We start from the raw sequence: 25,984 nt of genomic DNA, 5'->3' as shown, positions 1-25,984 counted from the left end.
GTCCATGGTTTCAAGTGTGTGGCGCCGCAGTGGTGGCGCCTTCTCGGCAGTTTTGGCATTGATCGCAGTATGCATGGCTGTGTGCGTGGCAGCCCCCACGCAGGCATCGGCGAAATCCTACGAGATATCTCGGGTGGCTATCGATGCCACGTTGGATGCCGATGGCACGCTGCACGTGACAGAAGATCGCACCTTTGATTTTGACGGCGACTTCAACGGCGTTTACTGGCGGCTGCCTCAGGGAAACTACGAGGGGCGGCAGCTGGAGCCTGAGGTGGAATCGGTGGGAGTGGTGAGCGACAACGGGAGTTTTGAGCCGTTCGTGCAGGACTACTCCGGCGATCCCCATAGCTACGAGCTCACCCAATACAGCAGCTATGTGGAGGCAAAGCTCTATAACCCGGCAGAGGACCAGCAGGTAACCTATCGCATCACCTATTCCATTCCGCAGTTGGCCACGGCCTGGAAGGATACCGGGGAGCTCTATTGGAAGTTTGTCTCGGATGGGTGGGATGAGACCTCGCACAATGTGACCTGCACCATTCATCTGCCGGTGCCGGCGGGGCAACAGGTGACTCCAGAGCAGAACGTGCGGGCCTGGGGCCACGGCACCCTGGATGGAGAGGTGCGTTTTTCGGGCAACGATGTGATGTACATGGTGCCCGCAGTGGGCAGCGACGACTATGCGGAGGCGCGCATCACCTTCCCGGTGGAGTGGTTGAGCGTGGCGCCTTCCGGCGAGTCGCGTATGAGCACCATCTTGGAGCAGGAGCAGCGCTGGGCCGACGAGGCTAATCGCAGGCGCGAGATAGCGCGCTCCATTTACTATGGCGCGCTGACCCTGGTGGTGGCCGTGGGCGCGGTGGCCTGCGTGGTGTCGCTGCTGCTCTATAGACGTTATAAGCAAAAGCACAGGCCGGTGTTTGAGGACCGTTATTTTAGGGATGTGCCGAGCGATGACCATCCGGCGGTGCTGGGCGCGCTGATCCATGACGACGAGGTGGGAAGCCCGGAGCTTACGGCAACGCTCATGAGGATCTCGGATGAGGGGGCAGTGGACCTTTCCTACGTGCAGACGCCCAAGAAAGGCGCGTTCTCCAGGGGGAAGGAGACCTACAGGCTTACCTATAACCCCAAACGTGCGCAAAAGATCGAAGATCCTATCGATAATGCCCTGCTGGACTTGCTCTTCAAGACGGTGGCGCCTCGGGTGAAGGGCTATGAGAAGCCTTCCGACGGCCGCATCGAGCTGGACTTTGACGACATCAAAAAGGTGGCCAAGAAGAAGCCCGAGCGCTTTATGGATGCCTATAAGGAGTGGAAGGACACGGCCGAGGGTCAGGCGCATCTGCGAGGGTTCTTTACCGATTCCAGCAACGGCCGGGGCTGGTGCGTGCTGATGATCATCCTGTGCGGCCTGGCGGCCTTCTTGGGATTCTTCGCCTTCTTGATCTTCGAGGCGCCGCTTCCCATGTTTTTGAGCCTGCTGTCGCCTGTGGCGGGCATTGTGGTGTCGGCTATTGTGGTGGTGCATCTGAAGGCATTGTCGTCTGAGGCTGTGGAGCTTACCGCGAAGCTGGAAGCTCTGCGTCGCTGGCTCAAGGAGTTCACCCGCCTGGACGAGGCGGTGCCCACCGATGTGGTGCTGTGGAACCGCCTGCTGGTGATGGCTGTGGTGCTGGGCGTTGCCGACGAGGTCATCAAGCAGCTGCGCATGGTGCTTCCGCAAATGCTGGAAGACCCGGACTTCATGCCCACTTATATGTGGTGGGGCACCTATGGGCGCATGGACTCGCCGGCCTCGGTCTTCGAAGAGGCCTCTCGGTCGAGCTACCAGGCTTCTGTGGCCGCGCTGGCGGCCTCTTCCAGCAGTTCTGGCGGCGGCGGAGGCGGCGGGTTCTCTGGCGGCGGCGGAGGCGGCTTTGGCGGCGGCGGAGGCGGCGGCGCCTTCTAGCTGCAGGGCGCTTGGGGGCGCCCTGTGAGCCGCGAGTTGCTGTGGGCGCCGTGGCGACAGGGCGCCGGGCATTTTGTGCTGCTGAGCCGCTGGGTGCCCACTGCCGTGTTGCGAGCGATGCGGACGTAAAGATGCGCGTCCAGGGTCCCAAGGGATTCTGGACGCGCTTTTGCGTCGAGGCGCGAATGGTGCGGGCCGTGGCCGTTTGGGACAGCCTCATGTGTTCAAACTGTTAAGAGAGGGGACCCCTAGGAACGGCACTTGGGGGCGTCGATGGGTTTCTCGGCATAGGAGAGCTATAACGCGTGGGGTCATAGGGCATCAGATGTGCAAGTGGTAAAACAACCTGAAAGATGCATAACTCCTGCATGATAAAAGTATGCTAAAAGCTATGTATGAAATGCAGGGATAGTAACATACACCTGCCGCTCAATACCCCCATTTACCACTAAAAACGCCATAGCTACCTCTTGCCGCGCTGCATAAGCTCTCCATAACTTTTGGGAGTTGCCGGGGGTATACAAATAGCCTACGGAGTTTGCGTGGTACCGGGCCGCGCGATCTTCTTATTAAAAACGCAATGGGAGGTTTCCATGACTTACACCAAAGCTCCGGGTAAACCGGACCGCATCGTAGTCGCCCTTGGCGGCAATGCTCTTGGCGACAACCCCAAGGAGCAAATGGAACGTATCAACGTTGCAGCTCCTGCTCTGCTTGGCTTGATCGAGCTGGGCAATGAGATTGTGATCACCCATGGCAACGGCCCTCAGGTTGGCATGATCCAGAAGTCTTTTGCCACCGCCAATGAGGTCAACTCTGATATTCCCGCGATGGATCTGCCTGAGTGCGGCGCTATGAGCCAGGGCTACATTGGCTACCACCTGCAGAAGGGCCTGGGCAACGAGATCCGTCGCCAGGGCAAGCCTTGGCATGTGGCCACCATCGTGACCGAGGTTGAGGTAGACAAGAACGACCCTGCCTTTGAGAACCCCACCAAGCCTATCGGCCAGTTCCTCACCGCCGAGCAGGCTGAGGAGGTCAAGAAGGAGAACCCCAGCTGGACGTTAGTAGAGGACTCCGGCCGCGGCTATCGTCGCGTAGTGGCTTCTCCTGCTCCTAAGGCCATCGTGGAGATTGGCTCCATTCGCCACCTGTTGGACGAGGAGTACATCGTCATCGCCTGTGGCGGCGGCGGAATCCCCGTGGTCGAGGAAGACAATGCCCTGGTTGGCGTGGGCGCCGTCATCGACAAGGACCTGGCCGGCGAGCTTTTGGCCGAGGACTGCGACGCCGAGAAGCTCATTCTTCTGACCGCCGTGGATCACGTGGCCATCAACTTTGGCAAGCCTGACCAGAAGGACCTCGAGGACATCACCGTCGAGGAGGCCGAGAAGTACCTGGCCGAGGGTCAGTTTGGCAAGGGCTCCATGGAGCCTAAGGTCAAGGCTGCCGTCAAGTTTGCCAAGAGCCGTCCTGGCCGTGTAGCCATCATCGGCTCTCTGGAGAAGGCTCCTGAGGCCATGAAGGGCACCTCTGGCACCCGCATTCACCTCTAAGAGAGCGAGCAGGCGCTGGGAGCCTGATCTTTCAATGTGACTTGAAGCCTCCGCTGGGCATAGCTTGGCGGAGGCTTTCTTATGCCGTAGGCAGCTTTGTTCTGGGTGGCTGCCGGGCGCTGGGGGCACGCTTTGTGCCTCTTTAGAATGCCTCCAGCTTGTTGCCGTTATCTTGCGCTCCGGCGTATTTGAGGGGTGCATAGATTGGTCTGGGGCGGCGAGGACATATTCCTTTGAGAACACCGCTGTGGCGCTCGATCTTTCTGGGCGTCGCATCTATTTGTGCACTGGCTCAAAGGAGTTATGAATGAATAAAACGAGTCATTATTGGAAAGCTGCGGCCCTTTTGGCCTCCTGCCTCATGGCGGTGAGCCTGTGGGGGACGGCGACGGTGGCGCTGGCAGAGGATCCCTCGGACCCGGTAGAAGCCGCCCAAGATTCCCGCACCATTAGCAATCTAAGGTGGGCGGTGACGGGTTCGAACACCGCCACCGTGTCTTGGGACGCCGTGACGGGAGCTCGTTACTACGTACTCTGGGTCATGAAGGACGGCGTGCATACGCAAACCTATTCGCCGCAAACCAACAGCTACTCCCTTACCATCGCAGAGCCCGGCACCTATGGGTTTGCGGTGGGCGTCGCCCAGACGGCAGGCGGCTCGAGCTCCTCGCTTATCAACGCGCGCGACACGGTGGTGACGGTTTCTCTGGATCCCAACAATGGCCAGGCGCCAACTCCCGTAGGCATGCTTGTGGAGGCCGGCCAAAAGCTGAAGCACGCCCCTGCAACTCCTAGTTGGGGCTCCCACAGCTTCAAGGGGTGGACCACCTCCCCGGTCGACGGCGCGTTGGCCCCAACCTATGATTTCTCTGGCTGGGGAGCCCAGGTGATGGCGCCCATCACCCTTACCGCCCAATGGCAGCTGGCCGCTCCTGCCTCGGTGGGTTGGAGCGCCGATCATGCCCGGATAGCTTGGGATGGCGTTGAAGGTGCCAACGGTTATCAGGTGACGGTGACCTCTGCCTCCGGCGAGACGCTGTTGGATGACCGCATGGCGGCAGACGCCCGGTCTACAGCGTGCCCGGCCTTGCGCCAGCCCGGAAGCTATACTGCCGCCGTCAAGGCGTTGGGCGGACGAGGGGTGGCGAACTCCGCAGACACCCGCTCTGTATCGCTCCATACAGTCATCTTTGATGTTGCCGGCGGGTCCGGCGCCCCTGCCATGGAGCTGGTGGAAGCCGGCGGCTTGGCCTCTCGCCCCGCAGATCCCGTGCGCGCCGGCTATAGGTTTGACGGCTGGTATGCAAAAGGATCCTCTGCGCCCTATGACTTTGCCTCTCCGGTGAGCGCGCCGGTGGAGCTGGTGGCCCGATGGTCCGTGCTTCCCTGCAAAGTGCAGCTCAACCTCAATGGCGGCACGCTGGAAGGCGACGATGTGACGTCCTATGTGCCTGGCACGGCACAGCCGTTGCCTGGCGCGACCCATGTGGGCTGCACTTTTGGCGGATGGTATGACAATGCGCAGCTCACAGGGCAGCCGATGTCTGAGATCCCGGCAACGGCCACAGGTGACCAGGCCTTCTGGGCCAAATGGAGCCCTAACACCTATCTGGTGTATCTCGACCCTGAGGGCGGCAAGATCCTCGATCGGCGCCTCACCCATTACACCTATGGCACGGGCTTGATCCTGCCGCAGATGGTGGTGCGCCCAGGCTACACCTTTGAAGGCTGGTATACCTCGTCTGGCGGCGGCGACGCGGTGGAGGAGATCCCCGAGACCGCCACAGGCAACCTGGTCTATTACGCCCACTGGAAAGCCGTCGAGGAGTCCTCTCAGCCCGATGAGCCGCAGGCTCCCGATCAACACCCCGATGAGCCGCAGGCTCCTGGCGAGACCCAAGGTCCAGAAGGCTCCCAAACCCCTGGCGCGCCACAGCCTTCACAGAATGGCGCTGCGGGCAGCGAGGGCGTTTCTCGGCAACCTGGTCAGGCATCAGGGGCTTCCAAGGCTGCCGGGGCCAAGGTGTCTCCTAAAGGTAGGGCAGAGCGTGGGCTGCCAGCCACCGGTGACGAGGGTTTCTCGGCAGCCTATGGTCTAGGCGCACTGGCCGTCTTGGGCGTGGCGGCTGCAGTGGCAACAGTGGCGATGAGGCGCGCGCAGCACTAGCGTGCGGGAAGCACTGGGATGATATTGCGGGAGGAGCTCGGCGGGCGGAGTCGCTTGCCGGGCTCCTCTTTTGTGGCACGATGGAACATGCAGTAGAGGGGAGCCAGAACATAAGAGAGAGAGGATTCATGGCAGAGAGGAAGATTCAAAAGGCGTTGGTCTCGGTGACGGACAAGAGCGGGGTGGCACAGTTTTGCCGCGCGCTCCACGACACCTACGGTACGCAGATCATCTCCACCGGGGGCACCGCGAAAGTGCTGGAAGAAGCGGGCGTGCCGGTGACGGAGATCTCGGAGTACACCGGCTTTCCCGAGATGATGGGCGGCCGTGTGAAGACGCTGCATCCCAAGGTCCACGGCGGCCTTCTGGCGCGTCGCGACAGCGCCGAGCACATGGAGGAGGCCGCGGCCCACGACATCCCCATGATCGACCTGGTGTGCGTGAACCTGTACGAGTTTGAGAAGACCGTGGCCAAGCCCGACGTCACCTTTGCCGACGCCGTGGAGCACATCGATATTGGCGGCCCCTCCATGCTGAGGTCTGCGGCCAAGAACGCCCAGAGCGTCACCGTGGTGTGCGATCCGGCAGACTACGGGCGCATCCTGGACGACATGGCGGCCCACGACGGCGCCACCTCGCTGGAGCTGCGCCGTCAGCTGCAGGTGAAGGCCTATACCACCACCGCGGCCTATGACACGGCCATCTCCAATTGGCTGGCCGGCCAGCTCATCGATGCCGAGGGCGCTGTGCCCACACAGTTCCCTGAGCGCCTGACCTTGGCCTATACCAAGCAGCAAGACCTGCGCTACGGCGAGAACCCCCACCAGGCGGCCGCCTTCTACCGCGATGCCAACGCCGCTCCCCACTCGCTGGCCTGCGCCACGCAGCTCAACGGCAAGCCGCTGTCCTACAACAACCTGCTGGATACCGACGCCGCCTGGTCCGCCGTCTGCGAGTTTGACGAGCCCGCCTGCATCATCTTGAAGCACCAGAATCCCTGCGGCTCTGCCGTGGCCGCCAACGTCACCGAGGCCTACGACAAGGCCTACGCCTGCGACCCGGTGAGCGCCTTTGGCGGCATCATCGCCTGTAACCGCGAGGTGCCCCTGGAGCTGGTGGAGCACTTTGCCGACGTCAACAAGCAGTTTGTGGAGGTCCTCATCGCGCCCTCCTTCACTCCCGAGGCCCTGGAGCGCCTGAGCCGTCGCAAGAACCTGCGCGTCCTTGCCACCGGCGGCGTGGATGCTCCCGCCGCCCAGGAGATGCGCACGGTGGACGGCGGTCTTTTGGTGCAAGACGTCGACCACGTGACCGAGAAACCCGCCGACTACCAGGTGGTCACTCGCCGTGCTCCCACGGCCCAGGAGCTCCACGACCTGGAGTTTGGCTGGAAGGTGGTTAAGACCGTGAAGTCCAACGCCATCCTCATCGCGAAGGACGACGCCGGCATTGGCATGGGGCCCGGCCAGCCCAACCGCGTGGACTCCGCCATCATCGCCTGCGACCGCGCCCACAAGGCCTGCGAGCGCATGGGCGTGGCGCCGGAGAACCTGGCTGCGGCCAGCGACGCGTTCTTCCCCTTCCGCGACGACGTTGACGAGCTGGCCGCCCGCGGCGTCACCGCCATCATTCAGCCCGGCGGCTCGGTGCGCGACGAGGAGGTCATCGCTGCCTGCGACGAGCACAACATCGCCATGGTCTTCACCGGTCGCCGGCACTTCAGGCACTAGTATCGTGCGTGAGCCTGTGGGCTAGGGCTTGCGGGTTCGCCGTGGGAATGAAGCTGTCGCCCCCACATGCAGCGGCGTTCTGCAGACGGGGGCGACGAGCGACGATATGCATGAGACGGGCGGACACTCGGGGGAGTGTCCGCCCTTTTTTGCGATGATTCGACGATGGAAAAGGCGCGGCGGGGATGGGGGAGCACCTGCAGACTATCTGGTAGCAGCCCTTTTGCTCTTAGGGGAGCTCACCTTGGGACTCCCCCTGCGGGGAGGCCATAGGCGACCTGCGACGATCTGGGTTTACTGTTGGGCGGGGACCTCCTGTGGGGGCCATCTGGGCCCGCTCATCTCGATGTGCTAGATGAGTATCTAGGAGAACAACTTGCAAAGCTGGGATGGCTATTAGACTCCAAATAGAACGCTTCTCAAGCGATCTTCAGCGGTAATGGACTCCTAAGCAGCCAAATAGAACAGAATGGGTTCTATCTGGCTGCTTAGGAGTACGGAGAGCCCAAATGACTGTTCTCTTAGAGCGCCTAGGAGAACAGCTACACCCTCTGGATGTTCTTTTGAGCCCCTAAGGAGAACGCAGCGCCCTATATGGGCCTTCTTTTGCCTTCCCGGCACCTATCCCGCCTGTTGAAGTAGGGTAGAAGCTACGTCGATAGATGCGTTAACCCAAGGAGCCGTCATGCTGGACCCATCCCGCGACTACACAGAGGCCGATCTGGCCGCCCTCGAGGCAGAGGAGCTTGCTCGCCTCGCGTCCTTCGAGCTTGGCGACCCGGTGCTGGTGTGCCGCTGGCGCATCGCAGGCCGACAGCTTCCGCTGGAGAGCCGCCACCTGCGCGCGTTGCGTGCCCGTAGCGCTCAGGGTGATCCGCTGACTCCGGAGTTTTGTGCCTGGGTCCAACAGCACATCGAGCAAACCTTGGATTCTGGGGCTGCCGAGAACCCCGACGGCGTCCTCATGATCGCCCTCGACGGCCAGGGGCGCGCCGCCATGGCGCTAGGGCCCTATGAGGAGCTTGAGGATCTGAGCGCAGCGGGGCTCACCGCGCGCGCCCAGGCCGCCCGCTTGGAAGCGCAAGAGACCGGCGTTGCCCCCGAGATTCTGCTGGCAGTGACCCCAGAGGGCACGCTGGAAGTGGGGGCAGGCTTGGAAGAGCCGCTGGCAGCAGTGGCTTCCCTGGCTGTGGATGTTGCAAAAACGTTAGGCGTCCCTGTGGCCTTCGACCCCCGGTTGGCTGCTAGGGTTGAGACTGATCCTGCTGCCTGGGCAAGCATCCTGCTGGCTTCGGACGAGCACGGCGTCCTTCGGGCTGCTGACGGCTTAGCGGCCTCTGGCGAGGCTGCAGCTGCCAATGACATCGCTTCTCGGTTGGAGCAGGGCTACCGCAAGCTGCTGGACGCCGTCCGCGCCAAGCCTCATCGCCCGTTCTAGGGAGCTGTCGTGCGTGCTGCCGGGCTGGAGGTACGGCGGCTGCGCGGCGGGTCAGCGCCGCTGTGTGCGACGCGGTGGCGCGCCGAGTCGCCGCGCGGTAGCGAGAGCATAATTCGCACTGGATGCGAGCAGGGGTTTTGTCGGCAAGGAAGCGTGAAGAGAGGGGAGTGCCATGACGCGCATCGCGCTGGTAGAGGATGACGTGGCCATCAGGGAGGCGCTGAGCGACCTGCTGGTGCAGCGCGGCTATGAGCCCGTGGAGATCTGCGATTGGGCCCATGCCAGTCAGGCGGTGCTGGACGCGGCGCCGGACCTGGTCCTTTTGGACCTGGGGCTTCCGGGTGTGGACGGCACGGCCATCTGTCGAGAGCTGCGGGACAAGTCGGGCATTCCAATCATTGTGGTAACCAGTCGCGCCTCGGAGATGGACGAGGTGCTGGCCATGACCATGGGGGCGGACGATTTTATTACCAAGCCCTACTCGGTCTACGTGCTGGTGGCCCACATCGAGGCGCTGCTGCGGCGCAGCTCGCAGGCGCAGGCTCGGCCCACGCTCACGCACAAAGGGCTTACGTTGGACGTGGAGGCTTCCTGCGCCAAGGCCAACGGCAAGACGGTGGATCTTACGCGCAACGAGCTGCGGATTCTTGCGTATCTTATGCACAACGCAGGGGCGGTGGTTTCGCGTACGGCCCTCATGTGCGAGCTCTGGGACTCCGAGGCCTACGTGGATGACAACACCCTCACGGTGAACGTCAACCGCCTGCGCCAGACGCTGGCCAAGCTGGGCATCGAGAATTACCTGGTGACCCATCGTGGCCAGGGATACTCGGTGTAGCGGGGCGCAGCTATGAATGCATTGCGCTATCTGAGATCCCGCCTGCTCGATCTGCTCATATTTGGGCTCACTTTCGCCCTGCTTATGCTGATGCTGTGGCTCACCGGCGCCTCGGAAGACTTCGTGGCGCTCGTGGGCGCCATCCTGCTGGTGGCCGAAGTCCTGCGACTCTTTGCGGGCTATCTGCCTTCGGCTTCCTTCTGGCATCAGGTGGATCGCATCGCCCAGGCCCAGGTGGGCGGCGACCCCACGCCCATCGATGTGGCGAGCACGCTGCCTTCCCAGCGCCGCTATCCGGCCAACTGCGCCGACGACGCGGTGGACGCCCTGCTGGACCAATACCGCCTCTCCACCGGCAAAGAGCGCGCCGACGCCGCCGAATACCGCAGCTACATCGAGCGTTGGAGCCACGAGGTCAAGACGCCGGTGGCTGCCATCTCCCTCATGGTCCAGGGCGACGCGAGTCCTCTGGCCCGCCGCATCGAGCCCGAGCTCCAGCGCATCGAGTCCTGCGTCGACCAGGCCCTCTACCTGGCCCGGTCCTACTCCGTTGACCGCGACTACCTGGTGCGCCCCCAAAACTTGGGCCAGCTGGTGCGCGAGGTGGCCCGCAGCCGAATGACCGCCCTCCAGCTCAGCCACGTGCATCTGGCCTTCGAGGGCCTTGACCAGCAGATTTACTGCGATCCCAAATGGGTGACCTTCATTTTGGGCCAGCTGGTGGACAACGCCATCAAGTATGCCTCTCCCGAGCGCGAGCTCACCCTGGCGTTCATCGCTCACCGAGAAAACCAATCCTCCGCCCATGAGACCGTGGTGCTGGAAGTGCGCGACAACGGGCAGGGGATCCCCCTCCAAGACCTACCCCGTATTTGGGACAAGGGCTTTGTGGGCGAGAACGGCCGAGATCGCTCTGGCCGCACGTCCACCGGCATCGGCCTCTTTTTGGTGCAGGACCTGGCCCGCAAGATGGGCCTCTCGGTGGACGCCTGGTCCGACGGCGCCACCGCCACCACCATCTCGATCACCTTCCCCATGGTGGCCAACGCCTCCAACGACCAGGCGGCCCAGTAGAGCAGCCGGGGCGCCATGCGTCGGCGAGCGCTGCATGGGAGGTCGCATGGCGGAGTGTTGCGGGTGCCGCATTGTGTATCAATATAGTAATGAGTGCCAGCCTTTGGAAGGCGGGTTTCTCGGCAGCTGCTAGGCGCGGGTGCGCACCAGGGTGGCGACGGTCTCGGCGTGCTTGGTCTGGGGGAACAGGTCCACCACCGCCAATGTGTCCAGCTCATAGCCCTGGCGTACCAACAGATCCACGTCGCGGCGCTGGGTCTGGGGGTTGCAGCTCACGTAGACCACGCGCTCAGGCGCCAGGGCGCAGACGGCGCTCAAAAACTCCGGGGTCGAGCCGGCGCGCGGCGGGTCGAGGATCACGCCGTCGAACTTTCGGCCGGCTCGGGCAGCGTCGATCATGTAACTGGTGGCGTCGGCACAGACGAACCGAGCCTGTTTCTCCAGCCCGTTGGCCTTGGCGTTCCGCCGAGCGTCGGCCACCGCGCCTTCCACCCGCTCCACGCCCACGACCTCGAGCCCCTCCACCTGATGGGCCGCGCACAGCCCGATGGTGCCTATGCCGCAGTAGGCGTCCAGCACCCGCATGCCGGCGTCCAGGCGCGATTGCGCGATGGCCAAACTGTAGAGGACCTCGGTTTGCTCTGGGTTGGTTTGATAAAAGCTCGTAGGGCCAACGGTGAATTCCACGTCCAGCAGGCTGTCGTGCATCACGCCGGGGCCCAGCAGCGGCTTGTTCTTGAATCCCAGGATGGCGTTGGTGCGCCGTTGATTCACGTTTTGAACTACCGACAAATGCACCTTGGCCTTTTGGGCCACTGCCTTCGCCAGCTCCTTGGCATGGGGCAGCGAGTCGCCGTTGGTTACCAGTGTGAGCAGGCCCTCATTGGACTTCCAACCGGTGCGGACCACTCCGTGGCGCAAGAGGCCGGTGCCCTTGTCCTCGTCGTAGGCACGGATGCCAAGGTCAGAGCTTATACGCGCCACTGCGTTGAGGATGGGCCGGCACCGCGGATCCTCGGTGAGGCAGGCCGAGCAGGGCACTATCCTGTGCGTCCCCCGCGCATAAAACCCGCTGCGCACAAACCCGCGCTTGCCCGGCGCGAAGGGCGTGGCCGCCTTATGCCTGAAGGCCACCGGATCGTCCATGCCGTAAATGCGCAGGCCGTCGACCGTGGCGCCATGGCGCACGTCTTCCAGGTAGTCGCGGAACAGCTCTTCCACCGCCTCGCGCTTCCGACGTAGCTGAATGGGGTAGGGCACCGCCAGCCATTCGCAGCCGCCGCACTCTTTGGCGATGGGGCAGGTGAGCGTGCGAAATCCCATAGGGCGGGCCTCCTGATCGACCTTGCGATGCATGCGAGTTGCGACAACGCGCAGTGGCGCGCGGGTTGTGCGCTGGCGGCGACGGCGTGCTGCAACCAGTGCCACTGCCAGTGCGGTACGCCTTCCAATGTACCCGCTCCCGAGCGCCCGTGCCGCCCACATCCACCATGAACATGCAGCCTGCGGCGGGCGGGCTTCTCGGCAGCTTGCTTGCTGGCGGCCTGCAGCGTCGTACGACATGCTGTGCCGAATGACTTGCATTTAGCTGGACTTCATGCCAAAAAGCTGGAAGATCCATCGTTTAGCTGGGTTTTGTGCCAATGAACTCCTTCCGTGTCAATGAGAAAAACAACTTGGCGTAGGTCAAGTCCAGCTGCCACGCAGGGCAGTTTGCTCGCTGCCACGTCGGCCAGGCGCCCCAGCCATCCACCGCTGCAGGCTCCCTCCTTGCCGAGAAACCCGCCATCCTCACCAGCACGTATCGACAAATATCGAACCATAGCCGATCCAGGTTACATCTTGAGCGCCTCATCAGCGGATTTGGAAGGCTTTCCGTCCGGTCCATCCCGTCCTGCGGTATAACCAAGGCACAAAAAATGCGGAGCACGCACCAGTGGCGACACGCCGCAGCCCGCACCGGTGGCTGCGGCTCAGGGCACGCGCCGGTTGGCACACGCTCAGGCGCGCACCGGTGGCCACGCACCGCAACACGTACCGGCGGCCGCACATCGTCGCAGCAGCCCGCATCAGCTCGCAGGAAGGACAGGGGCATGGGAGTCAATCGCATCGGCATTATTGGATTGGGGCACGTGGGGGCCCATGTGGCCAACAGCCTCATGCTTCAGGGCATCGCAGACGAGCTCTACCTCACCGAGATTTGCTCCGGCGACGAGGACAACTCCGCCAAGCTCAGAAGCGAGGTGCAAGATCTGCACGACTCGCTGGCATTCTGCCCGCACAACGTCGAGATCGTCTCCTGCGGCGAGGACTACGCTGCGCTGGCGAGCTGCGACGTCATCGTCAATGCAGCGGGCAAGGTGGCGCTGGCGGCGCAAAACCGCGACGGCGAGCTGTTCTACACCACGGACACTGCCAAGCGATTCATCGAGCCTGTCGCCAAAGCCGGCTTCGACGGGGTGTGGGTGACCATCGCCAACCCCTGCGACGTGGTAGCCACCGAGATCTGGAAGCTCTCCGGCGCAGATCCCGCCAAGGTCATCGGCACCGGCACCGCGCTGGATTCCAGCCGCTTCAAATTCGCCCTCTCCAACGTCACCGGCATCGACCAGCACTCCATCTGCGCCTACATGCTGGGCGAGCACGGCGCCAGCCAGTTCGCCGCCTGGAGCGCGGTGAACTTTGGCGGCAAGCCGCTCTCCCAACTTGCCGTCGAGCAGCCCGGCCGCTTTGGCTTCGACCATGACGAGCTCGAGCAGCAGGGCCGCCAAAACGGCTATGTCACCATGGCCGGCAAGCACTGCACCGAGTACGCCGTCGCCAACGCCGCCGCCCGCCTGGTGCGTGCCATCGAGTCCAACGAGCACGTCATTACCGCCTGCTCCACCCTCATGGACGGCCAGTACGGCGAGAGTGGCGTCTACGCCTCGCTGCCCTGCGTGGTAGGCGCTTCCGGCGTCGAGGAGGTCATCGAGCTCGACCTCACCGCCGACGAGGTGGAAAAGTTCCACGCCAGCTGCGCCCACATCCGCGAGAACGCGCAGCGTGTGGGGCTGCTCTAGCGTTCCTTGCCGAGAAACCCGCGCCCCCATAGGCCGCCTTCTATCCCTGATGCCCCGCGCCGCCCCGCTGGCCTCTCGCCAGCGGGGCGGCTTGCTGTGCCTCTGCAGTTTCGCAACTATTACGGTATTCGAACCGTTTTGAATATCACCTGGCGCCACCTCAGCGAGAAAAGGTGGAGGGGTCTACACTATAGGCTCCAAAACCACAGGGAGCTGGGAGGCATAAAACAGCAGAGTAAGGCCTAAAAATCAGAAAGGCTTCAGCTGATGGGCACCTTCTCTTCGCACTCTTGACACCCACCTTAAGGCGGCGGTTTTTCTCGGCAGCGAGGCTTGCGGCATATAAGTTGCAGGTTCTAAAAATCTGTGAGGCAAAACCAAAACCTGTGGAGTAAAGAGAGAAAAGGGGGTACAACCTTCCCAGTCAACGGAGCTGCGGCATCAGGTCGCGGCAAAACAGCAAGGGGTTAAGATGCAGTCTAAGATCGCGCACGCAGCCGAGCGCACGGCCTTTGGCCTGGCTCTGGACGGGATCATCAATGCCGCTTCGGGCAAGGATCGCGAGAAGAATCTCGACAAGCTTGTAGACATGGGCTCCAAGTTGCTCAAAGACACCGCTCCCGGCGCCGCCCGCGGCCTTCGTGCCGGTTTGTATCCCGGGTCCAAGTGGGAGCAGTTCCTCTTCTCCCTCATGGACGAGGTAGATCACAACATCATCAAGACCACCGTGCTCAACGGCGGCTATGAGGCGGCCTTCCGCGGCCTGCGCACCTGCACTGAGAACGCAGAGAAGTACCAGTGCAACGTGCCTTGGATCATCCTGTTCGATCCCACCACGGCCTGCAACAAGCACTGCATCGGCTGCTGGAGCGCAGAGTACGGCAACCGCTACAACCTGTCCTTCGACGATATGGACAAGCTGGTCTCTGAGGCCAAGGCGCTGGGCACCCACATGTTCATGCTCACCGGCGGCGAGCCTCTGGTGCGCAAGCACGACATCATCAAGCTGGCAGAGAAGCACAATGACTGCATGTTCAACATCTTCACCAACGCCTCGCTGGTGGACCAGGCCTTCTGCGACGACGTCAAGCGCGTGGGCAACATTGCCTTCTCCATCTCGGTCGAGGGCTTCGAGGAGTCCAACGACGGCCGCCGCGGCGACGGCTCCTTCCAGGAAGTCATGGCTGCCATGGACCTCATGAAGGCCAACGGCCTGCTCTTTGGCACTTCCACGGCCTACACCACCAAGAACTACAAGACCGTCACCTCTGACGAGTACCTCGATATGCTTATCGAGAAGGGCTGCCGCTACGCCTGGTACTTCCACCTCATGCCCGTGGGCGCCGGCGCCGGCACCGACCTCATGTGCACCCCTGAGGAGCGCGAGTACATGTTCCACCGCATCCGCGAGATCCGCGGCATCACCGGCGGCAAGCCCATCTTTGCCATGGACTTCCAAAATGACGGCGAGTATGTGGGCGGCTGCATCGCCGGCGGCCGCGTGTTCTGCCATGTCAACGCAGCCGGCGACGTGGAGCCCTGCGTCTTCATCCACTACTCCAACGCCAACATCCATGACAAGAGCTGGCTGGAGTGCCTCAAGCAGCCTATCTTCCAGGCCTATCGCTCTCACTACCCCTTCAACGACAACATGCTCCAGCCTTGCCCCATGCTGGAAAACCCGGAGATCCTGCCCCAGATCGTCCACGAGGCAGACGCTCCCTGCACCGACTATGCGGCACCCGAGTCTGTGGATGACCTTTGCGCCCGCACCACTCCTTACGCTGAGAGCTGGAAGGCCACCGCTGAGAAGCTCTGGCTCGAGGAGCATCCCACCGGCAAGAAGATCTACGCAGATGAGCTCTCCAACATGCCTGTGGACGAGAAGGCCAAGATCATCGCCAAGTCTGACGAGGAGAATCAGGCCGTCGTAGGGTAAGTTATAAATAATGCAATTCCCATCGATGAGATAAGCTAATTAGCATGCAAACATAAAGCTCCCGGATGTGTAAGGCAACCGGGAGCTTTTTTATAAGGATATAGGCATCTAGCTGCATAATCAATATATTATGGGAGTCACCTAACTTTCAGAATATTGACAGAAAACCTTTGCCTGGTATTCAATTTATAAGTATCTATATGTGGGAGCTTCTCACTAGATGCATCTGATGGGGAACAAGGTCCGTCAATTTGAAGCCTCGTTGGACGCGATGTTTACCACGCGAAAGGGGTTGTCATGGGAAAGAAACCTCGGCAGATCATCGCAAGCATGCTGCTTGCCGTTGCTCTGTCGGTGGCAGCTGCGTTTGCTGCGCCAATCAATGCCTACGCCGCTGACACCTACATCGACCTCAAAGAGGTCTTCGGCGAGTGGGTCAACTTCCCGGGCGCCAACCTGGGCTCCGGCTATGCGGCGGGATGGCAAGCCCAAGCCTGTGGATCCCACTAAGATCGATCCTGCCAACCCGCCAAAACCGCAGATAAACATCGACGCAGACGATGACGGCATCCCCGACACCAACGTGGTGGACGAGCCGGTGATTACCTACACCATCACCACGCAGCTGCGCGGCATTACCACTGGCGCCTCCATCAGCCCGAGCGCCAATGTGGTGAAGGGTGCCTCTGCCGCCGTGGTGTGGGCTCCTGGCGAGAATACCTACGTCTCCCGCGTCGAGGTGGACGGCCGCCGCGTGGATGCCAAAGGCGGCCGCTATGAGTTCTCGCACCTTTCTGGAGACCATTCTGTGGTGGTCACCCTGGCAGAGATCCCTCTCATCCCCGCCCACACCACCAAGGGCTACTACACCATCACTGTGAACACCTATGGCGTTTCCAAAGGCGTGGAGGCCTCCGACTCCATGGCGGTGGCCGCCGGCTCCTCTGAGGCGGTGACATGGTCTGTCAAAGAAGGCCATGTCATCAAGAGCGTCTCGGTGGACGGAGCCAGGCTGAGCCTGGATCAAGTGGCGGCAGGCTCTTACAACTTCTCCGCCATCGCTGCCAACCATGTGGTGGATATCGTGGTCGAAGCCCAAGACGGCACTACCGGCCTCGCTCCCGACAACGTGGTGGTCTCCACCAAGATCGAGGGCGGCCCTGGCACCATTACCGGCGGCTCCACTGTGGCCAAAGGTGAGAGCTACACTGTGGCCTGGAATCCTGTGATCCAAACCACCGCCGACCGCGACGATCCCGCCTACGCGGTGTACGAGGTCGAAAGCGTCTCTGTGAATGGCACTGCGGTGGATGGCGATGCCAGCGATGTGAGCCTCACCAACATCAAGGAGAACCAAGAGGTGGTGGTAAAGCTGCGCCCGGTGACCTTCAATGTGGCCATTCTCAAGTACGGCGACGGCACCGCCAAGCCCTCCAAGACCGTGTACAAGGGCAATCATTACGTAGACATCAGCGCTCAGGCCAATGCGGGCTCCCGCATCACCTATCTGGAGATCGACGGCAAAGAGGTCTACCGCGAAGGCATCAAGAAGAGCCCGTCTTTGCGCCAAGAGCTCGATGCGGCCCCCAAGACGGCTCCAGAGGATCCTTCGACCGCTGCCGAGAAGGACGCCCCGTCCCCTCAAGCGCTGTCAGCTGCGATCGCCGATGCCCTTAGGGGCGAAGACGCCAGCTCCGAAGCCCCTGAACTCCAAACGCTGGCCATTCCTCAAGATCAGCCTGCCAGCGAAGAGGATAACGCGGGCGAAGAGGCTGCTCAGATCGAGGTGGCTCAGACCAACAAGCTCGAGCAAGAAGCGCCTGCCAGCAACACTGCCTCTCAGACTGACGAACCCGAGGAGGAGCCCACCCTGCTGGAGGAGCTCTTCTCGGCAACGATGACCAAGGCCTATGCCGCAGAGATTCCTGCAGCGGTGTTCAACCCCGAGGAGATCATCGAGCCGCTGCTCACAGGCACAACCCGCATGGATATGGGCATCCGCGACATCGACAAGGACCATCAAATCAAGGTCTACTTCGCCAAGGACGGCGAGCCGGCTGTGACTCCCGAGACGCTGGGATCCACCGTGGACATCGAGACTCAGGTGGATGGCGGCCCCGGCGAGATCACTGGCGGAGGCATCTTTGATCCCGACGACGTCGATCCCGACAACCCGCCCAAGATCCAGTGGGAGGTGCCCGAGGGCTACACTCCCGTCGAGGTAGAGATCTATCCCAAGGGCGGCTCGGGCGATCCTGTGGTTGTTCCTGTGGCGCCTGGCCAAACCGCCGTGGACATCCCCTCCAGCATCCTCGAGAGCGACGGCGAGTACGTGGTCAAGCTCAAGGTGCAGAAGGAGAGCGAAGGCGACGACGTGGCGCCGAAGCAGCGCGAGTCTTTGGCCGACAAGACCTTCTATGAGGTTGCTTCGAGCATTTCCGGAGGTCCCGGCACCGTCACTGCTACCACCGATGTCATGGAGGGCGCGAGCCATACTGTGACCTGGGCAGCCGGAGAGCGCGACGGCGTGCGCTACCGGGTGGCCAAGGTGCTCATCGACGGCAAGGAGCATCCTGAGCTGGCAGAGGCTGCCTCCTACACCTTCGAGGACGTGGCTTCCAACCACACCATCGAGGTAGTGCTCGAGCCAGTGGCCGAAGAAGGCCCCGTTCCCGACGACGAGAAGCCTGCCGCAGATAACGGGGGAGGCTCGACAGGGCCTGTGGCAGAAAAGACCGAGGCGGGGCAGCCTGCAGTCGGTTCCAAGGTCGTCAAGCCCGCCGCTTCCAACGATGCCGTGCCCGCCACGGGCGACACAGAGTCGTCTCAGGGCGCCCTCGCAGCCGCATTGGCCGCTGCAGGGATCCTTGGCGCACTCATCGTGCGTGTGGCCTATGGCGCTCGCAAGAAGGAGAACCTGTAGCTCATGGGTCTTGGGGTTTTCCCGGAAGACCTAGGACGAGGGGGGTTCTTATCGGCAGCCCCTAGGAATCTGTAAGAGATTGCCCTTGGGAAAGACCGCGGTCGCCCAGGGGCAATCTTTTGTTGCGCCGACGCTATGCTTTGGGCTTTATGGGGGGATACTCCCTATATCTGGGCGCCTTTGGAAGCGCGAGAGGTATAGGCTTGGGAAACGGGTTGCGTTAGTGGCTGGAACGGCGGCAGGATGCTTGGTAGGTACTTTGTACATCTCAGTGAGGTAGCAGCTGGCTGGAGCACGGAGGCAGTGTTCTTGCGGCTGCTCCTTGCCATGCTCGTGGGTACCGTCATTGGCATGACGCGCGAGTTCAAGAACAAAGGCGCGGGCGTCAAGACTCACGTGCTGGTGTGCTTGGGCGCGGCGATGTCGATGATCGTGAGCCAATACATTCTTGAAGAGCTGCCGGGCGCCCAGCTCGATATGGTGCGCAATGGCGCCGCGGTTATCTCCGGCGTGGGCTTCATTGGCGTGGGCACCATCATCGTCACAGGCAAGAACGAGGTGCGCGGCCTCACCACGGCCGCCGGACTGTGGGTATGCGCCTGCATTGGCCTGGCCGCAGGCATAGGCGAGGTGGACGCCACCATCATCGCGCTGCTCTTTGTCATCTTCACCTTCACGGTGCTTTCGTGGTTCGACGTGATGGTGCACCGCCATACCAAGAAGTTCGATCTCTACGTGGAGTTTGAGAACCGGCTGGCGGTGAAGGAGTTTTTAAAGCAGCTTCATAGCTGGGACTGCAGCTACGACAACTTCTTGCTTACCGGCGGAGAAAGCGGGAGCTCGTTTGTGGCTGCCACCCTCACCATTACGCTGCCCACCATGGACCGCAAACAGGTGTTCATCGACGCCATCCAGCGCCTTAGATTCGTGAGCTTTTGCGAGGAGATCTAAGGGCCCTTTCGAGGGATAGCGGGCTTTTGTGCGGGCGCATGGCGTTGCGGTACCACTTTGGAATCGCCATAATTAACGGATATATCAAGATCCTATAAGGGTTCTTATCGGTAGTGATTCCATTGCGAGGGGTGCCCCATGGATTCATCCATCACTCTGCATGTCGTTTGCAATCCCATAGTGAACTTTTCGGTGGTGCAGTCGCTCTCCTCGCCCATCGAGTCGGTGATCATCGAGAATCATAGCGACAAGACGTTGGAAAACCTTGAGCTTGTGGCCGACAGTGCCACGGACCTCATGGTAGACAGCACTTCCCCTGTGCCGGTGATTCCTGCACAAGAAACGGTAGAGGTAGACTGCCGTTCCATGGTGGTGGATACTCACAGGCTTTTGCAGATCACCGAGCGCGTGCTGGATGGTATTAAATTTGAACTGAGGAAGGAAAATGAGGTCCTGGCGTCTGAAAACATTGAGATGGTGTTTTGGGCCTTTGACCAGTGGAACGGTGTCCCAGAATTCCTCGCTTGCTTTGTCACCCCCAATCATCCAGCATTGGCCCCTATCCTCATCAAGGCTGCCGAGTACCTCAAGGAATGGACCGGTTCCTCGGCGTTGGATGGCTATCAATCGGGTGATGTGGAGCGTGTGCGCTATCAGGGCGCTGCTCTCTTCCGCGCCATCCAGGAACAGAACATCGTCTATGTGGGGGCGCCGCCCTCGTTTGATGCGGGACAGCGTATCCGTCTTGCGGATAGCGTGCTATCCCAGCACATGGGCACCTGCCTTGATTTGGCGGCACTTTACAGTTCTGCACTTGAGGCCTGCGGTCTCAGACCCCTGGTGGTGATCGTCGAGGGCCACGCTTTTGCGGGCTTCTGGCTCGAGGACCGATCCTTCCCCGAAATCGTGACCGATGACTGCTCGGAGCTGGTAAAGCGCAGTGCAAAGGGTATCGACCAAATGACCTTCGTGGAATGCACCCTTTTGGCGCAGGGTTCCGGGGCACCTTTTGAGGCTGCGGAGTTTGCAGGCAAAGAGCACCTTTTGGATCCCGAGAGATTCTTGTGTGCCGTGGATGTCTATCGTGCGCGGATGAGCCAGCTCTTACCGCTCCCGGCCCGCGCTATGGGAGCTGAGGGATGGGATATCGAGGCGCCCAAAGACGACCATCTCTCTGCTGCCCGTCGTCCCGATCGCAGAGTGGTCTCCACCGCCGTTCTCGAGGAGGTTGAGGAAGGCGCACGTACGAAACGGCAGGTGTGGGAGCGCAGTCTTTTGGACCTGAGTTCAAGAAACGCTCTGCTCAACATGCGCCCGGGACCCCGGCTTATGCCCATCCTTACGGGATCAGTGGACGAGATCGAAGATGCTCTCGCCAAGTCGGAAGATCTGGTGCTTGCACCGAAGCCGGCGGAGTGGAAGGGTCTTTCAGACAAAGAGGCTTACGGTATCTTGGGCGTCGCTGAAATCTACAATGACTTTTTGTCCAGTGACTTTAAAGAGGGGCGCCTGCGCACGGCGTTCTCAGAAAGTGCGCTTCAAAAGAATCTCACCAACCTTTTCCGGGCTGCACGCTCCTCGTTGGAGGAGACAGGATCGAACACGCTCTTCATGACGCTGGGAACGCTTTTGTGGGTCGATCCCAAGCGAGGGAACGCACGGCGCCTTGCGCCCCTTATGCTTTTGCCTGTCGACATCGTCAAACGGCCCGGTGCGGGTGGGTATGTCATTCGTTTGCGCGACGATGAGCCCCTGCTCAACATCACCTTGGTCGAGTTGCTCAAGCGGGAGTTTGGCATCAACGTCTCAGGCCTGGATCCCCTGCCCCACGATGAGCACGGTATCGACACGCGGCTGGTCCTCAACACTTTCAAGGACCGCATCTTGGGCATGAAGGATTGGCAGGTTATCGAGAATGCGGCGCTGGGCCTTTTCTCCTTCAGTCAGTTCCTCATGTGGAGCGACGTGCGCAACAGCGAGGAGGCCATGAGGAGAAGCCCCATCGTAAACTCCTTAATGGAGGGTCACCTCACGTGGCAGCCGGAGGATCTTGATGGCAGCGAGGGCCAAGAGGAGCTGCTGCTGCCTATTGAGGCCGATGCTTCCCAGCGTTTTGCCATCCAGGCTGCTGTGGGTGGCCAAAGTTTTGTGCTCCATGGACCCCCGGGAACAGGAAAGTCGCAGACCATCACCGCCATCATCGCGAATGCACTGGCTCGTGGCAAGAAGGTGCTCTTTGTGGCCGAGAAGATGGCCGCTTTGGAGGTGGTCCAGACTCGTCTGGCACGCCTGAAGCTCGCTCCGTTTTGCTTGGAGCTCCACTCTACCAAGGCCACCCGCAATCATGTGCTTGAGCAGATCCAAGCGGCCACCGAGCTGGGCTCCGTTGAAGCCAACGACGAATACGCCCACAAGCTCGAAGAAGTCTAACGCCTTAAGCGTTTCTTGGACACCTATGCCCGCGCCCTCAAGGTAGAGAACGCTGCAGGTCTCATGTTGCGCGAGCAGATCCTGCGCTATGAGACCTATGCCCAAGGGATTGAGCCCTTAGAGGTGAGCCGTTCATTCATCGATCACATCGTTTCCCCTGACGATTTTGTGTTCAAGATGAACTCCGCCGAGCGCCTCATTGCCCAAGCTGAACCTTGGGCCCCTTTGGCTGGGGCGCCCTTATCGGCAGTGACCGCCTCTTCCTATTCCCAAGAGCTCAGGGAGGAGCTGCCCAAAGAGCTCGATCGCTACATTTCGGAGGCTCGTCTCCTACAGCCTGTGGCGGAGGCCCTATGTTCGGCTCTTGCCGAGAAAACCCCCACCACCATCGAGGGACTTTTGTCTTTAGGGCAGTCGTTGGATGCTGTGGTGAAAAACACGAGCGTGCCTGCCCAGTGGGTGGCAGACGAGGATCTCCAGGGGCTTTTGGGCAGGCTTGAAGCCATGAGGAGCTCGGTGGAAACTTTGAGAGTTCGCCGAGAAGAGCTTCTTGGCCGTTGGCAGCCCTCGGCGCTCAAGCTCAATGTGGTGGAGTTCAAGGATGCCTGGGTCGAGGCTAATGCGAAGGGGATTTTCGGCCGCAAGAAAGCGGTGCAGCGTGAAACCCACAGGCTTTCATTGGAGGCACTGCGTCCCTTGGAGCCAGAGGATGTGGAGGCAGCCCTTCGCGAGCTGGAAGAGTATCAATCCCAGGCCCGCCACACCCTGCGCGTGGTCACAGGGCTCGAAACCTATCTGACCAGCTGGCCCGGAACGGGGCTTTCCCGCGATTGGGCGGCTATCGGCCAGGCCATCGATGCGCTCCGCGCCTTTGTCGGCCAAGGGTTGCACACGCCTCTTGGCGTAAAGGTCAACAACCTCGTTGCCACTGCTGAGGGTAGGCAGTTGGTAGAGGGCTATCGTGCAAGGCTCAGTCAAGTGACGATGGCACGCTTGCCAGTGGAGTCGCGCCTGGGTCGCATCCCTACATTCCAAGTGTCCACATGGCTTGAGGGCGAGGAATCCTATGTGAGCCGGATCACCGGTCATCTGGGTGATCTGCGCGACTGGATGAACTGGCGCCAGGTGGTGAACAAAGCCGAGACTCTGGGGCTTTACGACCTTTTGGCTTACGTGACGGACAATCCTGTGACCCCTGATCTGGCTGAGCGCTACAAAGCGGGCGTCTACCGCCGTATGGTCACGGTGACTATGGATACCATCGAAGGGGTCAACGACTTCTCGCGCACCCGTTTCGAGGAGTTGGTCCATCAATACACTCGTGCCGACCAAGAGCTGCGCGCCCTCGCTGTCGATGAAGTGTATTATCGGGTGGCCCAAAGGCTTCCCAATCTTACTCAGCTTTCGATTACCGACAAAAGCGCAGCTCGCCTTCAGCGACTTTTGCGCAGCCGAGGCCGCGGTGCTTCCATTCGATCCCTCATGAAAGAGTGCGGATCGCTGGTGCGCTCACTTTGCCCCTGTTTCCTGATGAGCCCGCTTTCTGTCTCCCAGTACCTGGAGGTAGGTGGCGATCAGTTCGATCTCCTGATATTCGACGAGGCTTCACAGCTTCAGACCGCCAAGGCCGTGGGTGCGCTCTCTCGCGCAAAGGCGGCAGTGGTGGTGGGCGACCCTCGCCAGATGCCTCCCACTAGTTTCTTCCAAGGAAAAGAGAGCGAGGAGGACTTTGATGAGGTGGCCGACCTCGAATCGGTGCTTGAGGATTGCCTGGCCTTGAATCTGCCCCAGGCTTATCTGAGATGGCACTATAGGAGCAATCACGAGAGCCTCATCGCTTTCTCCAACAAGCGCTTCTACGAATCGAAGATGCTCACCTTCCCGTCGGTAGACGATCGCAAAAGCCGTGTCTCCTATAAAAAGGTTGATGGGTTCTTTGATCGTGGCAAGAGCCGCACCAATGCAGGAGAGGCGGAGGCCATCGTCGCCGAGCTCGTGCGCAGGGCCCATGATGCAGAGGATTCCCACCAGACGGTGGGCGTCATCACCTTCAACGTGCCCCAGCAGATGTTGATACAGGATCTCTTTGCAGAGGCCTGTTCTAAAGATCCCGTGGTCGAGTGTTGGGCCAACGAAGGAGACGAGCCGGTATTCATCAAGAACCTGGAGAACGTCCAGGGAGACGAGCGCGATGTCATTCTGTTCTCGATCACCTATGCGCCGGATGCCACAGGCAAGATGAGTATGAACTTTGGCCCTGTGAACCGCGAAGGCGGCTGGCGCAGGCTCAATGTGGCGGTGACCCGTGCAAGGATTGCCATGATGGTGTTTTCCTCGATGGATCCCACAGATATCGATGTCAACAGAACTTCTTCCATGGGTCCCTCGGCGCTCAAGGCTTTCTTAGAATTCGCGCAGCGAGGTGCGTTTGGAGCGGTCACTCTTGATGAGATCGCCCAGAAGAAGCATACCGACGCCATTGCCGATGCGGTGGTCAAACGTCTAGAAGACCGCGGCTTCGAGGTGCACAGGAATGTGGGCCGCTCTTCCTTCAAGGTGGATCTGGCAGTGGTCGATCCGCGGGACAAATGTAAATACCTGATCGGCATCCTGCTGGATGGCCCCAACTACGTTGCCAGCCCCTCTACCAGGGATCGCGAGCTCGCGCAGCCGCAGTTGCTGCGTCGTTTGGGATGGAACCTCTATCGCATCTGGTCCGCCGAATGGTGGGAGGACAAAGATGCTCTCCTCGACAGGCTTGTAAACCATCTTGAAGGGGAACTGGGAGATGATGTCGCGCTTTTGGATGGATCGCACCCATCTTCCGAGGCGATGCAGCCCATGATGACCCAGCCTGTCGAGCCCCACGAGGCGCCTGCCGTTGAGTCGACCACAGAGTTCGAGGTTGCCCCAGCCGCCCCGCACATTATCCAGGAGAAGCCGCCCGTTCCTTCCGACCCCGCTGCCGCCATAGCTGCAGATCCCACGTCGCTGCCCGCCTTTCTCGAGCCAGCCGAGGCTTCCATTGCCGCGCACAGCTCATGGGCCGGCGAGCTTGGAGACAGTGAAATCACTGGCGTCCATTCCAAGAACTCGTCGGCTTCTGCGCAAGAGGAATCCAGGGTGGCTTCCTCTATCCTGGCGGCGTTCGCGTCACCCACTGAGCCAACACAGACACCTTCCCAAGACAGAGATCAGGATGTCCCAGTTCAAGAGTCTCAGGAGCAAGAGACGCGCCCACAGGATTCCCGAGCGGTCGCCTATCAAAAAGCTAGCGTTGTCGTCCCCATCCAGGGCGGTCAGGCCCTGGTGGATGCCTCTGATGTAGAAATTGCAAATCTCATGGGCACCATCGTGGACATCGAGGCTCCTATAGAGAAGGAGATGCTCTTTAGGCGCGTCCTGGAGTTGACTTGCGTGGCGCGTATGGGAAGCAATGTGCAGGCAAAACTGGAAGCGGGGTTCAAAAGGCTCAAGGCGAAGAAGGTGTCGTCAGCAGGCCGTTCCATGGTATGGCGAAAAACCGATGATCCAAAGAACTGGGCCGTCTATCGCGTCACGGAAGATCCTGCAGACCGTCGCAAGCCCGAGCAGCTGCCTCTTGAGGAGATCATCGCTGCGACATTAGATGTCTTGGAGGATTCCGGTGGACCGATGGGGCAGGATGCCTTGGTTCGTGCGGTCTCTAAGCTCTTTGGGTTCAAGCGCCTGACGGCCGGGGCGGAAGACTATATCCGCAAAGCCTTCACTCTGGGCAGCCGACGCGGTCAAATGGAGCGCGGTCCCAAGAACACTTACCAGCTTCCCAGCCAATAGCACGGAAGATGCGCCACACAACTTGGAAAACCCTCGGCCCCTCGAGCAAGATCGTCATAGAAAAGCACCAGCCGGCAGAAGCCAGCTGGTGCTTTGTTGTGGGTTG

At 61.0% G+C, this 25,984-nt stretch carries 15 protein-coding genes; 14 read left to right on the top strand and 1 reads right to left on the bottom strand.

Annotated elements, in window-relative coordinates:
• The first annotated feature begins 4 nt into the window (after nt 1–4).
• The 7 genes from OR601_RS08285 to OR601_RS08255 all read left to right on the top strand — a co-directional run bounded on the left by OR601_RS08285 (nt 5) and on the right by OR601_RS08255 (nt 10,757).
• A complete protein-coding gene (locus OR601_RS08285) occupies nt 5–1,954 on the top strand; it encodes a DUF2207 domain-containing protein (protein ID WP_265591694.1) in 1,950 nt (649 codons plus the stop codon).
• 593 nt (nt 1,955–2,547) lie between these two features.
• Nucleotides 2,548–3,510, top strand: a complete 963-nt coding sequence (gene arcC, locus OR601_RS08280) for a carbamate kinase (RefSeq protein ID WP_265591693.1) — start codon at nt 2,548–2,550, stop codon at nt 3,508–3,510.
• Nucleotides 3,511–3,817: 307 nt separating this feature from the next.
• The gene (locus tag OR601_RS08275; RefSeq protein ID WP_265591692.1) at nt 3,818–5,677 is read left to right on the top strand and encodes an InlB B-repeat-containing protein; all 1,860 of its coding nucleotides are present in this window, start codon (nt 3,818–3,820) and stop codon (nt 5,675–5,677) included.
• A gap of 128 nt (nt 5,678–5,805) precedes the next feature.
• Complete coding sequence (purH, locus tag OR601_RS08270) at nt 5,806–7,407, top strand: bifunctional phosphoribosylaminoimidazolecarboxamide formyltransferase/IMP cyclohydrolase (RefSeq protein WP_265591691.1); 1,602 nt, start codon at nt 5,806–5,808, stop codon at nt 7,405–7,407.
• 685 nt (nt 7,408–8,092) lie between these two features.
• Complete coding sequence (locus OR601_RS08265) at nt 8,093–8,845, top strand: hypothetical protein (protein WP_265591690.1); 753 nt, start codon at nt 8,093–8,095, stop codon at nt 8,843–8,845.
• 172 nt (nt 8,846–9,017) lie between these two features.
• Nucleotides 9,018–9,683, top strand: coding sequence for a response regulator transcription factor (locus OR601_RS08260; RefSeq protein WP_136011817.1), 666 nt, complete (start codon nt 9,018–9,020; stop codon nt 9,681–9,683).
• Nucleotides 9,684–9,695: 12 nt separating this feature from the next.
• Nucleotides 9,696–10,757 carry a sensor histidine kinase gene (locus OR601_RS08255; RefSeq protein WP_265591689.1) on the top strand — a complete coding sequence of 354 codons (1,062 nt, stop codon included), beginning with the start codon at nt 9,696–9,698 and terminating at the stop codon, nt 10,755–10,757.
• Between the two features lie 129 nt (nt 10,758–10,886).
• Here OR601_RS08255 and rlmD read toward each other — a convergent pair whose 3' ends face one another.
• Complete coding sequence (rlmD, locus tag OR601_RS08250; RefSeq protein ID WP_265591688.1) at nt 10,887–12,080, bottom strand: 23S rRNA (uracil(1939)-C(5))-methyltransferase RlmD; 1,194 nt, start codon at nt 12,078–12,080, stop codon at nt 10,887–10,889.
• A 770-nt stretch (nt 12,081–12,850) separates the two neighbouring features.
• Here rlmD and OR601_RS08245 point away from each other — a divergent pair.
• From OR601_RS08245 to OR601_RS08215, 7 genes are all read left to right on the top strand, one after another.
• Nucleotides 12,851–13,819: an L-lactate dehydrogenase gene (locus OR601_RS08245; protein ID WP_265591687.1), complete on the top strand. Its 969-nt coding sequence runs from the start codon at nt 12,851–12,853 to the stop codon at nt 13,817–13,819.
• A 472-nt stretch (nt 13,820–14,291) separates the two neighbouring features.
• Nucleotides 14,292–15,758 (top strand): radical SAM/SPASM domain-containing protein, encoded by a 1,467-nt coding sequence (locus OR601_RS08240; RefSeq protein ID WP_136011830.1) that lies wholly within the window; start codon nt 14,292–14,294, stop codon nt 15,756–15,758.
• Nucleotides 15,759–16,055: 297 nt separating this feature from the next.
• On the top strand, nt 16,056–16,268 hold the full coding sequence (locus OR601_RS08235) for a hypothetical protein (RefSeq protein ID WP_265591686.1): 213 nt from the start codon (nt 16,056–16,058) through the stop codon (nt 16,266–16,268).
• Nucleotides 16,255–18,681: a hypothetical protein gene (locus OR601_RS08230; RefSeq protein WP_265591685.1), complete on the top strand. Its 2,427-nt coding sequence runs from the start codon at nt 16,255–16,257 to the stop codon at nt 18,679–18,681. The genes OR601_RS08235 and OR601_RS08230 overlap by 14 nt, the downstream gene beginning before the upstream one ends.
• A 303-nt stretch (nt 18,682–18,984) precedes the next feature.
• Nucleotides 18,985–19,632, top strand: coding sequence for an MgtC/SapB family protein (locus OR601_RS08225; RefSeq protein ID WP_265592397.1), 648 nt, complete (start codon nt 18,985–18,987; stop codon nt 19,630–19,632).
• 138 nt (nt 19,633–19,770) lie between these two features.
• Nucleotides 19,771–22,062 carry a DUF4011 domain-containing protein gene (locus OR601_RS08220; RefSeq protein WP_265591684.1) on the top strand — a complete coding sequence of 764 codons (2,292 nt, stop codon included), beginning with the start codon at nt 19,771–19,773 and terminating at the stop codon, nt 22,060–22,062.
• Nucleotides 22,063–22,077: 15 nt separating this feature from the next.
• Nucleotides 22,078–25,878, top strand: coding sequence for a DUF3320 domain-containing protein (locus tag OR601_RS08215; protein WP_265591683.1), 3,801 nt, complete (start codon nt 22,078–22,080; stop codon nt 25,876–25,878).
• The last annotated feature ends 106 nt before the right edge of the window (nt 25,879–25,984 follow it).

The organism is Leptogranulimonas caecicola, assembly GCF_023168405.1.
Lineage (GTDB): Bacteria > Actinomycetota > Coriobacteriia > Coriobacteriales > Atopobiaceae > Leptogranulimonas > Leptogranulimonas caecicola.
Note: the sequence above shows the minus strand (reverse complement) of the source record. Positions and strands in the feature narration are given on the sequence as shown.